The following is a 16,366-nucleotide window of genomic DNA, read 5'->3' on the forward strand; positions in this document are numbered from 1 at the left end:
CTATTTTTGCCAAAAATAGATTGTACTTTTCGTGTAAACCATGATATTGGTCAGCTACCTAAAAGAGGTGTATAGTACTTATTCATGTAGTACATAGAAGGGTACTTTTGCATGGAAACTTATTTTTTCCACTAAAGAATCAAAAAGTATTTGTTGTAAAAAATTAAGATTTTTTGCTACCATTATTATCATATCTATACCTCTACTCTCTACAAAGCATTGTATGGCCGCATTTACACTTCTATTGGTTATGGTATGAAAAGTGTTATTATTTGGGAAAGTCTCATTCAAGTAATCCAAGAGATATTCTTGATTTTTTTCTTGAGCCTTTGTTAGGTTCTTATTTACTTTAGAAACATTCATCACACGTATATTCCCCTCAGTAAGGCGGAGCATTTCTGTAACCGCATCCAAAATTTTATGCGAATAGAAAATATTATAGTCTGTAGGGAAGGCTACTTCTTGTGGTACTGAAAAGCATACTCCTTTTGGAATGACCAAGGTGTTGCACTTAACTTTTGTAAGAACATCTCCTGCATTGCTACCAATAATATGTTTTCGTATACCTGTTGCCCCTTTGGTTCCCATTACGATGAGGTCTATGTCCTTTTCATCAATATTTTTTTTGATGGCTTCTAAGAGAAATCCTTCTTCATGAACACCAAAATATTTATGTTTTGTGTTGTTAAATGAGCTTTCAACCTTATTCAGTAAATCACCAAGTAATGTTTTAGAAGGAATAATAATTTTTTTTAAATCGATTTTGTTTCTCTTTTCAAGGGAAAGTGGAGTGACTGGATAGTCGAATAAAGCATTTACGTGTAATAAGTAAAAACTACATTTATTTTGTTTGAATAGTTGTTGGGCATACTTTATAGCATTCCAAGCATTCTCCGAAAAATCGGTCAAGACTAGAATATTCTTCATTAGATAAACAATAGAGCTCCAAATTTAAGAGCCTCCATTACCTTAGAATATGATATATATCAGTTCTATACGAAAGTTTAAGGGACTTAGACTATATGTTGGAGTCGGTCCAGCTTTAGAATACGGATGTTTCTACCTTCAATATCTATAAGTCCTTCTTTTTTAAAATATGATAAGGTTCGTATAAGACTTTCTGTAGCAATACCAGCCACACTGGATAAATCGCTCCGTGATATACGGATTGGTTCGTCAGGTTTTTTATTCAGTATTTCTGAGAATTGTAAAAGCGTTTGTGCTGTTTTTTTTCTGACTGAACTATAGGCCATCTGCAATAGCTGCTCTTTAATGTCGCTAATATTTTTGTTCAATAATTCCATAAGCTCTAGGGAAATATTCTGATTCTTCTTAAGGATTTCCTTTAGTTCAGTTTTAGATATTCCTGCAAGCTCTGTATCCTCTACCGCTGTAGCTGTTTCTTGGTATAAAATATTATCCATAAAAGAAGTAAACCCTAAGAAATCATCAGCCCTGTATAATGCGGTAATTAATTCTTTGCCCTCCTCATCCATTTTATGGCATTTAACAACCCCTTTTAATAACAAATAAATGGTATTGGAGTGCACTCCCTCCCGAAATATCTGTTCCCCTTTTCTAAAACTCTCAACAACCCCATTATCATCAAAGAAATTTTTGAGCTCATTAAGAGTGCGTAATTGTTCGCTTGAAGATTCGGGACTTTTTACTTTTGGGACTGTCATCCTGGAAAGAAGTTCTGCTTTTGCCAATCTACTTTCTATGGCACTTATAAGTTCTTCTTCTTCAAATGGTTTTGTAAGGTAATCATCGGCGCCTAAATCCATTCCTTTTCTAATTTCTGCACGTTCGGTTTTGGCAGATAAAAAAATAAAAGGGATTTGTTGTGTAGTATCATCTTTGGATAGTTCTTGCAATACCCCATACCCATCCATTTCTGGCATCATAATATCACAAACAATAATATCTGGAGCATAAGTTTTGGCATGCTCGGCCCCAATTTTTCCATTTGGAGCCATAATAACCGTGTATCCGGAAAGTTCTAAAATTTCGGCTGTGTTTTCCCTTAGGGAAACATCATCTTCAATTAAAAGTACTTTTTTCATGTGTTGGATTTAAGGGGTTGGATAGGAATGGTAATTCTAAACTCTGTGCCTTTATTTTCAACACTAGTAAATGTAATATCGCCGCCTAAATTTTCCAAATGGCGTTTGGCAATATTAAGCCCAATACCTGTTCCTTGGTTTAACAGCGCATTACCAGCCCTAAAATAACGTTCAAAAATAAATTTCTGCTCTGCTTCTGGTATGCCTATACCTTCATCAATAATGAGAATGGTAAAAAACTCTTTTTCGGCAATGACCCTAATGTCAATTTTGGTATTTTCTGGAGAATATTTAATGGAATTATGCACAAGATTGGAAAGGGCCAGCTCCAATATTTTTTCATCAAAATATAAATTAATTTCATCAACATCCTGCGGGTACAATATTTGCTGTCCTTCTTTTAATAACATATTGGAGTCATAGACTACTTCATTAACCACTTTACTTAACGGAAAAAAAGTTAGATTGTACTTTACCTTACCAGACTCTAAGCGTTCTACGGAAAGAAAATCATTGATGATATTGTCCAGATATTTCACTTTGCTTTTAATTGTGGCTAAATGCTTATCTCTCTTATCTTGCTGTGCTGTCTCGGTATATTTACCCAATAATGTCGTTGAAGTTAAAATACTGCTTAATGGGGTTTTAAACTCATGAGATACCAAGGAAAGGAATTTTGTTTTTAATTCTCCAAGTTCTTTCTCTGCGGTAAGGGCTTCTTCTAATTGAGCGGTACGCTTGGCAACCATTTTTTCCAAATTCTCGGTGTATTCCTTACGTTCGGTAATATCAGTAATCAAGGCCATCACATAAGAGTTTCCGTATAGTTGTAGTGGATTTAGACCGGCTTCTACCGGAAATTCCTCTCCATTTTTTTTACATCCATAGAGATTACGGCCTTTGCCCATCTGACGCTTTTCACTCCTTTTTATAAAACCATTCACATGTCCTGAATGTGCTTTTTGATATTTAGAAGGAATTAAAACATTTAATGGCTTGCCAACCAATTCGTCTTCTTCATACCCAAACATAGAATGTGCAGAACCATTGGCTGCAACAATAAGTTGCTTGTGATTCACTATCAAAATACCTTCGGAAACCGCCTCGGAAAGAAGTCTAAAGATGTTACTGTTTTTTTCAAAAACCTTCATATCATAAAGATAACCGAAAAACTGATTTTTATCATTGTTGTAATTCATTATCACGGTTAGTTTTAAACTTAAATCACGGATTAAAAATTTGCATCATGGAAAAATCCTATTCAACATCCATTTGGAACATGTTTTATCAAAAAACCGGGTATCTTTTTTTTGCTATTGCAATGGCGGACAAAAGTGTGCACACAAAGGAAATTGATAAATTAAAAAGTTTAGTAAGGGAAAAATGGTTGCCTATAGATGATATTGAAGATGAGTATGGTACCGATGCGGCATTTCAAATAGAAGTCGTTTTTGATTGGCTTTTAGAAAATGAAAAAAACAGTGATGAAAGTTTTCTCGAATTCGTTGAATTTTATGAAGAGAATGCATCTCTTTTTTCCAAAAAAATTAAAAGTTTACTATTTGAGACTGCAAGTGCCATTGCTTATTCGTTCGCAAATAAAAACAAAGCTGAACTTATGTTACTGGGCAAACTACAGTTACTTTTTTCAGCTGCACCTGTAGATTCTTAATTGTTAACTATATTCCATTATTGACAAATACCTTTTCTAATGATGGGAAAAGGTATTTTTTCTGCGTTTTAGTTGATGTTCCAATTCCTTTATCGTTTCTGCTACGGCTTTTTCAAAATTGTTCGCCTTTGCCGTAGCAAATAATCGAGGCCCTGGCGCGCTTAATTCGATTTCACATATTTGGTTTTTACTTGATGCGGTATTTTCCAGTTTTAAGAATACCTCCGCTTTAATGATCCAGTTGAATTTATGATGTAATTTTTCTAGTTTCTTTATTATGATACTACTTAAAGAATCGCTATTTGGCATGTGTACATACTGTATGTTTATTGTCATATTTATAGGGATTTAATGGCTTTCTCAAGTTGATGACCAACGGTTTCAGCTACGTCTAATATTTTTAGATTAATTACTGACTGCATAGATGCCATAGGGTTAATTGCAGCAACTTCTATCGTTCCAGGGTCTTTTTCTTGTACAATTACGTTGCAAGGTAATAATGTGCCTATTTTATCTTCTGCCTGTAATGCCTTGTAGGCAAACTCAGGGCTACAGGCACCAAGGATTTTGTAGTTGTAAAAATCTACATTTAATTTCTTTTTCATGGTAGCTTTTATATCAATGTCAGAAATGATACCAAAACCCTCTATTTTAAGAGCTTCAATGGTTTTTTCTATAGCTTCTTCAAAACTGATATGCTGCAGTTTGGTCTCATAATAATACTTCATCCTCTTCTTTTAAATATTTTATAAACAGAAACAGGTATACTTAAAAGCATACCTGTTTCCTTTTAAGAGATTAAGCCAATACTTTTCTTTTCTTCCTTCAAGCGATTATTGCTAATCAATTTCAGGAATAAATCAAATAATAGTCTTTCACTCCTATAACTTAAATTTTAATTCCAGCAACACATTGTTCATTAGTGTACTTATTTTAAAAGGATTGGGATGTTAAACATCCCAATCCTTTGAGGTTTATTTTATTGAAATTCGTACCACTTACGGCAAACGGTAAAAATCCATTTCAATCCTGAAACGAACTACTTATTGCCAGGTCTACGACCTTCTATAGAACTTACCTCTTAACCTTTGTTAGGTCTCTATTAGTTATTACTGTAATTTCAAAGAACAATTTCCTTATTGATACCTCTAAAGTATAAAGTAAAGAAGTCTTAAAAAATGATATTTATCAGTTTTTAGTTCCACGTTTCATTTTTATAATGAATTTTTTTTGAAACGGCCTCCCTATTAAATATGATAAGATGTTTTTCATCTATTTGCTTATTTCTATACCCAAGTAAATGGAAGATTTTTTTTGCTAGAAATCGTACGATGTATAGATTTATTCTTAGTGCATTTTTCTTGTTGGAATCCCAAGAAATTCCGGGTAATATGGCTAGGAAATAGTCTAGTTTTATTGTTCGTAGAATAGTTGATAAGGAAAGAAATATAGACTCAATCGGTTTTATAATAAAGAACCCGTCTTCTCCTTTTGATTGATATAATGGCATAAATATATTCCCTTCCAAAGTTGCACTGACTATTTTTGAGTTGCTTTTAGCCAATGGCTGCCCATATTTTATCAATTGAAAATTGGTGTAACCTGGCATCATTTTAAAGTTTTCTTTTTCTGCAATTTTGTAATGATAAATTATTTCAAAAGTGCTGGGTAAATTTTCAGCGGCATTAGCAAGAAGATTGTAACAGGCATCATATTCAAAATCTGTTTTTTTAATACATCCGGCAAAGAAGAAAGTAAGGTAAATTAATGCTACATTGTTTTTTATGGAGGTTAATTCATGATGCTGGCCTGCCTCAAAACCAAATGCCAGATATCCTAACTCATTGATGTAGTTAAATAAGGTTCCGTTCAAGTACTCCTCTATTCCCAACAAAAGGGGTACAGGAAATTGTTGTGTGAACTTTCGGTTTAATAAGGTATCGTTTATTGTAATAAATGGTCTAGTCTTACTAGAGGTTGTATGAAGGTCAATAAAATAGAAAGGACCATCTTCTTTACTTATAATTTGATTGATAGTGCTCAAAATCTCATACTGTTCAAAACCTTCATCTCTTTTAGTTTTAAATTCAAAAACGGCATCTGCATTTATCCTATCTGAAGTCCATATACGGTTAAGATCTTCCTTTCTGTATCTTACACCATATTTTAGCGCAGTTAAATTACCTGCTATGGCGTAACAATTTCCTGTAAAGGATATGTTTTTTGAATTTATTTTATCCAACACGTCTTTTAGAGCAAAAACTCCAGATGGTTCATTACCATGAATACCAGCAATGAAAATAAAGGTTGAACCAGATTTAGTTCCTTTTATGTTACCAATAATACGATCAATTTCTATTGATCTATCCAAGGCTTCACTATAAACTTTTGTCATGTTGCAAAGGCGGTTATGTCATTTCTAGTTACTATGCCCACTAGGGTTTTATTTTTTACCACAGGTAAACACCCAATTTGATGTTGATGCATTAATTCAAATACTTTTTCCAATTCAGTCTCTGGGGAAACCGTAATAACTCTTTTAACCATAAGTTCCGCAACCCTAAGTTCACATGCATTAGAATCCTCTTTTAGATATTCGACCATATGATTCCAAGTCAGTAATCCGCAAAGTTCATTATCATCGTTTAAAACAGGGATATGATGAATATTCTTCCACTGCATAATACTGATTGCCATATCTGCAAGGTCATTTTTATTTACGGTAAAAAGTTGAGTGGACATAAGGTGTTTTGCACTGGAAGCACCTGTGTTAAATTCCGCAAAGCTTTTTATTTCAGGCCATTGAGACACAGGAATCTGTTCCTGTTGATTTTTATACATGGCTTCGGTTAAAGCAACAAGCGCATGGTCTTGTTTCATATTATTTATAAGATTACGGTAGTTCTGTACACTCCACATAGCACCGGTTTTTCCATGTGTTCTATTGGCTATAACATCTAAGTAACGTTCAATATCATGTTTGTCAATCGAACATTTTTCCAAACCCTTATACGCTAAAGGAAGCAGTTCGTTTATAACAAGCTCTTTTATTGGAATATTCCCACCTTTCCAATTCATAATACTGTTTTTTCCATTTCTAGCTGCTTTCACAAAATTGTCTTTGACATCTTTAAAATCCATTACCTTCTGCATATCATCATATTCTGGGGGTCTAGCCATCATTAAGCCTACCCAAAAAGCAAAATTTGCCATCTCATCTAAGATGGTAGGTCCAGAAGGAAGGTATCTATTTTCAATTCGAACGTGAGCAATATTTTTATTGACTCCATAGCAGGGTCTGTTCCAACGGTAAATAGTTCCATTGTGCAAGCCAAGTGCTTTAAGTTGAGGTATATTTCCTTTCCTTAGCTCTTCTAGCGAATTCTTCTCAATAGTTGTTGATAATAGGACTTCATATTTTGAAATCTGGTCTTTATAAATATCTACTATTGACCCGGTTTCCCAATTATTTCCGAAAGTAACCCTTGCCTGTTTGTCCCTTAGTGTATGAGAAGAATCCCTTGTATCTACACTCTGCTGAAAAAGGGCAATACGCGTTTCGCTCCAAAGCTCCCTCCCCATTAGCAACGGAGAATTAGAAGAAACACCTAACACTGGTCCTGAAATAGCTTGAGCCCAATTGTAACTAGCTACAAAATCTTCTGGGGCTACCTGCAGGTGTAGTTGGAAACTCGTGTTACAGGCTTCGAACAAAACAGAATCATGGTGAACAGAAAGTTCATCAACGCCGCGAATATGAAATTCTAAATCTGATTTTCGTATTTTTTTTACAGCTTCGTTGAGCAACTCATACCTAATACTTGGGGTCATATATTCCATTGAAAGCTCTTTCATGCTAATTGTGGGCAAGATGCCCGTTAAAAGAATTTTGGTATTGTATTTTTCCGCTATTGTGCTTCCTTTTTCCAATAGTTGTCTTAGTTGGTTTTCTACTTTTGTAAAACAACTTCCTTCCAATATTTCGGGATCTAAATTTATTTCGAGGTTAAATCTTGCTATCTCATTGGTGAAATTAGGGTCATTAATAGCATTTAATATTCTGGTGGCATTTTTGGCTGGTCGCCAATATTCATCAATCAAACAAAATTCTTGTTCTGCACCAATACGTGTTACGCCACTTTCTACCATATTTTTTTTGAGCATAACCTCTAAGACCCTAATATCGCTTAATAGGTGTCTTACAAATTTTGCTCTGGATGCAATATCAATTTTTGAAACTTTTTGGTCGCCCATAAGATTTTGTTATTGAATGGTCTGTAATTTATTTAATGTTGGATTTTGGTTAGTGGTTAACCAATCATACAGTTCTTCTACATCCTTATTTTTACAAAGTTGGGACCCTTTGGTCAAGGTTGCCGCAGTTCCGCAAGCCACACCAAGTCTTAAGATTTCATCAAGGTCTTTTCCTGTGGAAAGCGCATAAACCAAACCTGCCACCATACTATCTCCGGCTCCTATTGTACTTTGTTCATGAACTGCTGGAGCTGATAGTTGTATTAGTTTGTTTTTAGTGGCCAAAAGTGCACCTTTAGCCCCTAAAGAAACCACAAGGATTTCAATTGGATAGTTTTTAAGACAACACAAGGCCATAGCCTCCAAGGTCATGGAAGATATAGAGGTAACATTGCAAAGGGAAGCTAGTTCGCCTAAGTTTGGCTTTATAAGATAAGCGCCTTGTTTTGCACCCATTTTAAGTGCCTCACCAGAAGTATCCAATATCATTTTTGAATTAGTTTTGATAACCACTTTACTTAATTGCGCATAAAAATTCTTTGGCATACCCATAGAAAGACTACCGCTTGCAACCAGATAATCAGCTGTTTCAAGTTTTTCTTCGACTAATTGTAACACGGCTTTTATTTCATTCTTATAAATTCTGGGTCCTGGCATACCAAATCTATATTGTTGGTTATTGGAAATGTCAGTTACTGCAAGATTTTCCCTTGTCCGTTCTTTTATTGGGATAGACTCATAATTTAAATCTTGTTGCTGCAATAGCTCTTTTAAATGCTTACCCGTGGCTCCTCCCTCTAAAAAAATGCATTGCGAGTAACCACCTAATTTTTCAATAACCCGAGATACGTTAATGCCGCCTCCGCCAGCTTCATAAAAAGGTTTTGCACACCTTAGCTTGCTTGTATGGCGAATACTTGCTGTTGAGGTACTTTTATCAACCGATGGGTTTACTGTTAAGGTGATTATTTTATTCATCTATTTATTTGTTTTTGGCGTTTAGAATTAGATTAATGCCATACCTGTTCAATTCCCGTTCTTTCTAAAATTTCACTGGGAAATTAAGAACACAATTATTTTCTAACCATGATAAATGTCATACTGCACCGTAGCCTCCAGAGTTACCTTTACCATTTGTTTAAGCATGCTATCATGAAAATTAAATACTGCTGTTTCCGATTAATGGGCATTTTATTTTTAATTATCTCAATTGCTTGCAATTCAAGTCAAGAAAAAACCTTTCCCAGAGAAACTGCAATAACGGAGTCGGTATATTCATCGGTAACCATTCAACCAGATAGCCTCTATCAGGCTCATGCAATTGTTGCTGGAATATTGGATTGCAATCTTGTAGAAGAAGGTGATAGCGTGTCAAAAGGAACTCCCTTGTTGCAAATTATAAACACTGCTCCTAAACTCAGTACGGAGAATGCCAAACTTGCCCTGGAATTAGCTCGTGAAAATTATTATGGAGAATCTGCGATACTCAAGGGATTACAAGACGAAATTCAATCAGCCATCTTAACGTTTCGAAATGATTCCATTAATTTTTTAAGACAAAAACGTTTGTGGAATCAGCAAATAGGCGCTAAGGTGGAGCTTGATAATAAGAAACTTGCCTACGAACTTTCTCAAAATAAGCTCAAGCTTTTACAAAGCAACTATGAACGTGCTAAAAAGGAGTTGCAGACCCAACTTAAACAAGCACAAAACAATTACCAATCCTCTCGAATTAATACTCAGGATTTTACAGTAACCAGCAAGATAAGTGGTAAAGTTTACGCTCTTTTTAAAGAACCAGGTGAAATAGTAAATACCCTAGAGCCTTTGGCGGCAATAGGCAGTAGCAATGTCTTCCTCATTGAGCTATTGGTAGACGAGGTTGATATTGTAAAATTGAATATTAACCAAAAAGTATTGGTCACATTAGATGCTTATAAAGGCCAGGTTTTTGAAGCACGGGTTAGCAAAATATATCCAAGAAAAGATGAGCGTTCCCAAACCTTCGAAGTTGAAGCACGTTTTGATAACCCTCCAAATAAACTATATCCAGGACTTTCGGGCGAGGGGAACATTATCATTGCAAATAGGGAACGAGCTTTGACAATTCCCAAAGCTTATCTTATAGACGGTAACAAAGTAAATACTGTAGATGGGCTTATAGAAGTAGAAATTGGGCTTCAAAATCTTGAAGAAGTAGAAATAAAAAGTGGAATTGCGAGTGATACTGAAATTCTAATGCCCAAAGAATGACCAATTGGAAAGTTATATTGACTATTGCAAAAACGCATTTGTGGACCAAGTTAAAATCTACTGCTACAGCAACACTTGGGGTGACTTTTGGTATTGGGGCATACATTACATTAGTTAGTTTTATGACTGGGTTAAATACAATGCTTGATGACCTTGTGTTAAATCAAACTCCACATATTCATATTTACAATGAAATTGAACCCTCTGAAAAACAGCCGGTAACACTATATGATAAGTATAAAAATGCCTTAAACGTTGTACATTCTGTAAAACCAAAACAAAGTCAAAAAAAAATACATAATGCCCTACCCATTTTATATTATTTAAAAAATGATAAAAGTGTAAAAGGAGCCACTCCGCAGCTCTGGGCACAAATTTTTTACTTATCTGGTTCTATTGAATTGGGAGGAAGTTTAGTAGGAGTAGATATTATGGAAGAGGTAAGGCTCTCCAATATTGATGATAATATTATTGATGGTTCTCCCGAGGCGTTAAAAAATTACGACAATGGAATTGTTTTGGGAGCAGGTCTTGCAAAGAAAATGTCTCTTTGGGTTGGTGATAGGGTACAGGTAAGTACTATCAGCGGGGCTATTTTTCCCTTAAAGATTGTAGGGATTTACCAAAGTGGTATTGCTGAAATTGATAATGCACACAGTTTGGTTAACCTAAAAACGGTACAACGTATTTTGGGTGATGCTGAAAATTATATAACGGATATAAATGTAAAGCTTTTAAATATTGCCGACGCAGTGCCAATGTCCAAGAAGTTGGAACTACAATTTGACATAAAAGCAACGGATATTAATGAAGCCAACGCACAATTTGAGACAGGCTCCAACATCCGAAATCTTATAACCTATGCAGTTTCTATAACCTTGTTAATTGTTGCCGGTTTTGGCATCTATAATATTTTGAACATGCTTATATATGAGAAGATGAAGGATATTGCCATTTTAAAGGCGACTGGATTTTCGGGACGTGATGTACAATTGATTTTTATGAGTCAAGCAATGATTATTGGCCTGATAGGTGGTTTAATGGGCTTGGTTTTAGGGTTTGGATTATCTGTAATGATTGATAATGCTCCATTTGATACAGAGGCCTTACCAACTATTACAACCTACCCGGTCAATTTTGAATTTGGTTACTATATAATTGGGATAAGCTTTGCCTTACTATCCACTTTTATTGCAGGGTATTTGCCTTCTAATAAGGCAAAAAGAATAGATCCCGTACGTATTATTAGAGGTACTTAAAGAACACTATGAACCTAGCCTTAGAAACAAAACATATAGACAAGTATTTTCATAAACCAAAAGACTTTCATGTTTTAAAAGATATTTCGATTCGTGTTGCAAAAGGTGAATTTGTTTCCATTATGGGAAAATCTGGATCAGGAAAGTCTACTTTATTGTATATACTTTCTACGATGGATACCGATTATACTGGAGAGCTATATCTAAATAATCAATTGGTAACTGGGAAGTCTCATCAAGAACTTTCACGAATTCGAAACAAGAATATTGGTTTTGTATTTCAGTTCCATTATTTGTTATCGGAATTCAGTGTTTTGGAAAATGTGATGCTTCCAGCTAAGAAACTTGCCGCAAAATCACATGCTGAGATTGAAAGCGATGGGATGGAAAAATTAAATATGCTTCATATAGGGCATTTGGCAAAACAACGAGCCTCTAGAATCTCTGGTGGTGAAAAGCAGCGTGTGGCCATTGCTCGCGCCTTAATAAATAACCCAACTATATTGATGGGAGATGAACCAACGGGAAACTTGGATAGTCATAATTCTGAAAATGTTTTTTCAATTTTTAAACGCTTGAAAGAGGAACAAGGCCTATCGCTTTTAGTGGTGACACATGATGAGGACTTTGCAAAGCGTACAGATAGGATTATACAAATGGAAGATGGGAGAATAGTTGATAAAAATCATTTTAGAAAAAGTAATTAGGATATAGTTTTATGAAAAGCCTATTTGTATGAAAACAATTCTAAAAATACAAAACCTTAAATGTGGTGGTTGTGAGAATAGTATTAAAAAAAAGCTTAATACATTACCTTCTGTAAATAACCTTAAAATTAACATGAATCAAAGCACAGTAAGTTTTCAAGCTATTTCAAGGGAAGAAACGGAACGAGTAGTACTAGAACTTTCTAAATTAGGATACCCTGTTTTGGATGAAAAGAACAGTTTAAAAAAGAGAGCAAAATCTTATGTAAGCTGTGCGATTGGAAAAATCCAATAATGAGCAGAAATGATAAATGTCATTTTCTTTAGTTAAAAACCTATCTACTTTTAAACTTGACAAAATAATTAAATTATGAAAAAAAATATGGGTAAAACGGACCGTATACTAAGAATAGTTGCGGCTGTCATTGTAGTCTTGTTATATGTTCAAGGAGTTATTTCAGGTGCTTGGGCTATAGGTCTTTTACTGTTGGCCGGGATTTTTGTATTGACTAGTTTTATAAGTTTCTGTCCACTTTATGTCCCTTTTGGGATGTCTACTTGTTCAAGGAAATAGCGTATTAGAGGTTACTCTTCAAATCGGTGTAATCTTCTTCTTAATATAGAGATTTCTTCTTGGAGCGTACTCACTTTTTCAAGAAGATGATAAATGGCTTGTAAGCCTTGCGGGTTTATTTCCAATTCTTTATGCATGCGAATCATTTTTTCCAGAACGGGTAATTCCCCAAGGGCGAGATGTGGCTCATTTTCTATGAGTTTAATTTCAATTACGTCATAATCACATAAATTAAAAATAAAAGACTGCTCTATATCATAATTAATGCAAAACTCTCTAATTCTAATAAAGTCATTTTCTCCCATAACGTTTAGTTTAGATTGGTTTCTTCCAATTTTTTAAATAGGTTTTGCTGCTCTTTGGTAAGTTTTGTAGGTATCTTAATTTTATAGGTGATAAATAAATCACCGAACAATTTTTCTTGTTTATATTTTGGAAAGCCCTTGCCTTTCAATTTTATCTGTGCGCCATTTTGAGTTTCAGGTTTCACATTAAGCTTTACTTTTCCGTAAAGGGTATCAATCAATATTTCCCCTCCTAAAATTGCTTTGGTCAAAGGAATTTCAATGGTCTTGTAGAGATTAGCACCTTCTCTTTTAAAGGAAGTATTGTTTACTAATGAAAATGTAATGAATAAATCTCCTTTTGGTCCACCATTTAATCCTTCACCACCATAATTCTTTATTTTAATGGTTTGCCCATTATCTATCCCTGCAGGGATGGTAATACGAATGTTCTTTCCATTAATGGTAAGCGTTCTTTTATGGGTTTTTAATACATCGGTTAAGTTTAATTTCAGTTCGGCATTAAAATCTTGTCCTCTAAATTTTACTTGTTGTTGTCTGCCAAAACGCGCACCTCCGAACATAGACTCAAAGAAATCGGAGAAATCCCCTTTTTGACCGGTGGAATAGGTGTATTGATTAGGACCACGACTAGTGTGTCTTTCGGCTTTGGCCTTTTCAAATTCTTCGGCATGCTGCCAATCTTTACCGTATTCATCATATTTTTTTCGTTTTTCCGGATCACTCAAAACTTCGTTAGCCTCGTTAATCTGCTTAAACTTTTTCTCGGCTTCGTTATCGTTTGGATTTAAATCTGGATGAAATTTACGCGCCAATTTGCGATAGGCTGATTTTATATCCTTTTCCGTGGCAGATTTATGCAGTCCTAATACCCTGTAATAATCTATAAACTCCATATTATTCTATCCGATAATCACTAATTGTACAGTTAAAATATTCAAAGTCGCCACTTTTTAAGTTCCAAATTGCTCTCATTTTTGTGGGGACAAGTAGCCCATTTATTTTTTTATAATCTTCAGCAATCCCTGTAAAATTTTCTAAAGATTCGTTCATATATCGTTTTGATTCAAATCTATTAAGCAGTCCTTCTTCATTAAAGAAAAAACTACCTTCCGTCTTAGTACTATTTACGATTATCGTAGCCTTTAAAGAGCCATCATTTCCATTTTCCCAGATAATAGCATTACTTAAAAATCCTACGGGATAAAACAGTAATTCCCCTAAACATCTTGCCAATGCACTTTGGTCTGTTTTATAAGTGTTCGATTTTGCAATGTCCTTCATACCAAATAAACTCACTTTTACCTCTCCTTTTCCCCTTACACTTTTATCTCTAATAAAGATGGGGAAAGACTTGGCACTCCAAATAAAACTGGGTACATCTGCTGTCATATATTGGGTAGCGGTAAAGTCTATCCATTTTTTATCTTGCCCTGTTTTAATACGTCCTGTTTGTTTAAAAGTTGCATGACAATCTGCGCAAGCATCTATTATACCAACTTTTATTAGGTAATCTCTTAGTTTTTTTGGTAGTGGGGCAAGATCTTTTTTGGTAACCACTTTTTCCGTGTTTCCAAGATTATTAAACATATTCTGTACTTCTTTGTCCACCATGCTATAAAAGCGATAATGCCCATAGAATATGCTAGTAGGTAATACCAGCACAATTAAAATCCCAATTAGTAATAACATATATCTTATTTTAAAGAATGATTTCATTTTTACAAGCTGCTAGTTTCAAGTTTCTATTCTGTAATGCTTTTTTTGTTTGTACATAACCTATTTTAAATAGTTCATCTGCATGTTTGGGATTGAATAAGCTGTATTTGCTCAACTCCTTTGGGTAAACAACCATCTCACAATCTGAAAATTTTTTGGATGAGTTGGCGTTCATTCGCAAATGCAAAGCTCGATTTACGACATCATAAGAATGTTTAAAATCCGACGTTCCCATTGTACTTATTGGACTTACGTAAACACCATAAATTTTTTGGCAATTTTTAATTGGCTCTATTGGAAAATTATCTAAAATTCCACCATCTGCATAGTAACTGTTTTCTATGGCCACTGGTGAGAAAAGGCCAGGAAAAGATGCTGAAGCCAGGAGCGGATCTATTAAAATGCCAGAACTAAAAACCCTGGTTTTACCATTAAACAGATTAGTAGTAGTAACAAACAGCTTTTTACGGAGCGCACCAAAGTTATTATCCGGAAAGTAGGAAAGTAGAAAACTTCGAAAAGTATCAGTATCTACCCATCCTGGCTTTTTTCTGGCATATCTGCTAAGGTCAAAAATTTTTATTTTTTTAAAAAAATCCAGCATAGTTTCTGGCGAATAACCCCAGGCATACAGTGCTCCGATTAATCCTCCAGCACTAGTGCCCGAGATATAATTAGGGTAAATACCATTTTCTTCAAATGCTTTTATGGCTCCTGCATGAGATATTCCCCTATAACCACCTCCAGATAAAACAAGACCAATATTCGATGATTCCATAGCTTCTTATTTTAAGTTGAATATAATTGTGAGTAAGCCTATTCCCACTAATAAGAAAAGGACAAAACGTTTAAACTGTGCTTGAGTGATTTTATCCAAAACCTTTTTTCCCAAATAAGTTCCCACAATACTTACTCCGATTAGAATTGGGATTAGGTATAAATCTTGCTTTTTCACATAACCATTGTAGGTATAAATGACACTTCGGCTTAAATCGATACCTAAATCGATTAGTGCTGATGTAGCAATAAATTTTTCTTTATTTAGATTAAAAGCTGTCATAGTGGCTCCACGTATTGCACCACCTGTACCCAGGATACCCGCAAAAAGCCCTGAAAGTGAACCACCGATAAATGCATTTTTCTTAGTAGGATGCACCTTTAGTTTTTTATGAATAAGAAAGAGAAGGCCAAAAGCAACAAGAAATATCCCTAAGATTAAGGTAAGTAGATTAGGGTTGGCATATTTGCTTAAAAATGCCCCTATTGATACAAACAGGATGGCGGGTATGCCTAAATATAACATCAGGGTTTTATCAAAACCTTTTCTAAAAAAACCCAATTTGGTAATGTTGCTTGATAGATGAAAAAGAGCAGTAATTCCTAACACTGTTTGAAAATCCATAAAATAACTAGCCATTGGAACAAAAAAAACCGAAGACCCAAAACCACCTACCGTCCCCAATATTTCAGCTAATATGGATAGGAGAATAAATACGGGTAGGTAACGACTTAACATAAGTTGTTTTTAAGCAGTAAAACTAAACTTGTGATGTAAGT

Annotated in this window: 19 protein-coding genes; 6 read left to right on the forward strand and 13 right to left on the reverse strand. The window is 34.7% G+C overall.

What is annotated here, in order from left to right; translation table 11 throughout:
• Window positions 1–78: 78 nt before the first annotated feature.
• From ACZ1GR_RS16340 to ACZ1GR_RS16350, 3 genes are all read right to left on the reverse strand, one after another.
• On the reverse strand, window positions 79–927 hold the full coding sequence (locus tag ACZ1GR_RS16340; protein WP_472609921.1) for a universal stress protein: 849 nt from the start codon (window positions 925–927) through the stop codon (window positions 79–81).
• Window positions 928–1,013: 86 nt separating this feature from the next.
• Window positions 1,014–2,066: a response regulator gene (locus tag ACZ1GR_RS16345; RefSeq protein WP_472609922.1), complete on the reverse strand. Its 1,053-nt coding sequence runs from the start codon at window positions 2,064–2,066 to the stop codon at window positions 1,014–1,016.
• Window positions 2,063–3,217, reverse strand: a complete 1,155-nt coding sequence (locus ACZ1GR_RS16350; protein WP_472611833.1) for a PAS domain-containing sensor histidine kinase — start codon at window positions 3,215–3,217, stop codon at window positions 2,063–2,065. The genes ACZ1GR_RS16345 and ACZ1GR_RS16350 overlap by 4 nt, the downstream gene beginning before the upstream one ends.
• A gap of 95 nt (window positions 3,218–3,312) precedes the next feature.
• On the opposite strand from ACZ1GR_RS16350, the gene ACZ1GR_RS16355 reads away from it, so the two are divergent.
• Window positions 3,313–3,738 carry a hypothetical protein gene (locus ACZ1GR_RS16355; protein ID WP_472609923.1) on the forward strand — a complete coding sequence of 142 codons (426 nt, stop codon included), beginning with the start codon at window positions 3,313–3,315 and terminating at the stop codon, window positions 3,736–3,738.
• Between the two features lie 36 nt (window positions 3,739–3,774).
• Here the strand turns inward: ACZ1GR_RS16355 and hpf are convergent, their stop codons facing one another.
• From hpf to ACZ1GR_RS16380, 5 genes are all read right to left on the reverse strand, one after another.
• A complete protein-coding gene (hpf, locus tag ACZ1GR_RS16360; protein ID WP_472609924.1) occupies window positions 3,775–4,074 on the reverse strand; it encodes a ribosome hibernation-promoting factor, HPF/YfiA family in 300 nt (99 codons plus the stop codon).
• 2 nt (window positions 4,075–4,076) lie between these two features.
• Window positions 4,077–4,466, reverse strand: coding sequence for a DUF302 domain-containing protein (locus ACZ1GR_RS16365; protein WP_472609925.1), 390 nt, complete (start codon window positions 4,464–4,466; stop codon window positions 4,077–4,079).
• Between the two features lie 467 nt (window positions 4,467–4,933).
• Window positions 4,934–6,133: an aspartoacylase gene (locus tag ACZ1GR_RS16370; protein ID WP_472609926.1), complete on the reverse strand. Its 1,200-nt coding sequence runs from the start codon at window positions 6,131–6,133 to the stop codon at window positions 4,934–4,936.
• Entirely contained in the window at window positions 6,130–7,992 is a 1,863-nt protein-coding gene (locus ACZ1GR_RS16375) for a CBS domain-containing protein (RefSeq protein ID WP_472609927.1), read from the reverse strand. The genes ACZ1GR_RS16370 and ACZ1GR_RS16375 overlap by 4 nt, the downstream gene beginning before the upstream one ends.
• A gap of 9 nt (window positions 7,993–8,001) precedes the next feature.
• Window positions 8,002–8,970: a 1-phosphofructokinase family hexose kinase gene (locus tag ACZ1GR_RS16380; RefSeq protein ID WP_472609928.1), complete on the reverse strand. Its 969-nt coding sequence runs from the start codon at window positions 8,968–8,970 to the stop codon at window positions 8,002–8,004.
• A 174-nt stretch (window positions 8,971–9,144) separates the two neighbouring features.
• Here ACZ1GR_RS16380 and ACZ1GR_RS16385 point away from each other — a divergent pair, with 174 nt between their 5' ends.
• From ACZ1GR_RS16385 to ACZ1GR_RS16405, 5 genes are all read left to right on the forward strand, one after another.
• Window positions 9,145–10,245 carry an efflux RND transporter periplasmic adaptor subunit gene (locus tag ACZ1GR_RS16385; RefSeq protein ID WP_472609929.1) on the forward strand — a complete coding sequence of 367 codons (1,101 nt, stop codon included), beginning with the start codon at window positions 9,145–9,147 and terminating at the stop codon, window positions 10,243–10,245.
• A complete protein-coding gene (locus ACZ1GR_RS16390; protein WP_472609930.1) occupies window positions 10,242–11,504 on the forward strand; it encodes an ABC transporter permease in 1,263 nt (420 codons plus the stop codon). Before ACZ1GR_RS16385 ends, ACZ1GR_RS16390 begins: the two co-directional genes overlap by 4 nt.
• Before the next feature lie 8 nt (window positions 11,505–11,512).
• Entirely contained in the window at window positions 11,513–12,211 is a 699-nt protein-coding gene (locus ACZ1GR_RS16395) for an ABC transporter ATP-binding protein (protein WP_472609931.1), read from the forward strand.
• 28 nt (window positions 12,212–12,239) lie between these two features.
• Complete coding sequence (locus ACZ1GR_RS16400; protein WP_472609932.1) at window positions 12,240–12,506, forward strand: heavy-metal-associated domain-containing protein; 267 nt, start codon at window positions 12,240–12,242, stop codon at window positions 12,504–12,506.
• Between the two features lie 75 nt (window positions 12,507–12,581).
• Window positions 12,582–12,785, forward strand: a complete 204-nt coding sequence (locus ACZ1GR_RS16405; RefSeq protein ID WP_472609933.1) for a YgaP family membrane protein — start codon at window positions 12,582–12,584, stop codon at window positions 12,783–12,785.
• Window positions 12,786–12,796: 11 nt separating this feature from the next.
• Here the strand turns inward: ACZ1GR_RS16405 and ACZ1GR_RS16410 are convergent, their stop codons facing one another.
• The 5 genes from ACZ1GR_RS16410 to ACZ1GR_RS16430 are packed head-to-tail and all read right to left on the reverse strand — an operon-like array spanning window position 12,797 to window position 16,325.
• Entirely contained in the window at window positions 12,797–13,090 is a 294-nt protein-coding gene (locus tag ACZ1GR_RS16410) for a chaperone modulator CbpM (RefSeq protein WP_472609934.1), read from the reverse strand.
• A 5-nt stretch (window positions 13,091–13,095) separates the two neighbouring features.
• A complete protein-coding gene (locus ACZ1GR_RS16415) occupies window positions 13,096–13,986 on the reverse strand; it encodes a DnaJ C-terminal domain-containing protein (RefSeq protein WP_472609935.1) in 891 nt (296 codons plus the stop codon).
• A gap of 1 nt (window position 13,987) precedes the next feature.
• On the reverse strand, window positions 13,988–14,782 hold the full coding sequence (locus ACZ1GR_RS16420; RefSeq protein ID WP_472609936.1) for a DUF6544 family protein: 795 nt from the start codon (window positions 14,780–14,782) through the stop codon (window positions 13,988–13,990).
• 10 nt (window positions 14,783–14,792) lie between these two features.
• Window positions 14,793–15,587 carry a patatin-like phospholipase family protein gene (locus ACZ1GR_RS16425; RefSeq protein WP_472609937.1) on the reverse strand — a complete coding sequence of 265 codons (795 nt, stop codon included), beginning with the start codon at window positions 15,585–15,587 and terminating at the stop codon, window positions 14,793–14,795.
• A gap of 6 nt (window positions 15,588–15,593) precedes the next feature.
• Window positions 15,594–16,325: a sulfite exporter TauE/SafE family protein gene (locus ACZ1GR_RS16430; protein WP_472609938.1), complete on the reverse strand. Its 732-nt coding sequence runs from the start codon at window positions 16,323–16,325 to the stop codon at window positions 15,594–15,596.
• Window positions 16,326–16,366 lie beyond the last annotated feature (41 nt).

The sequence above is a fragment of the Croceitalea sp. W27 genome, assembly GCF_055693185.1.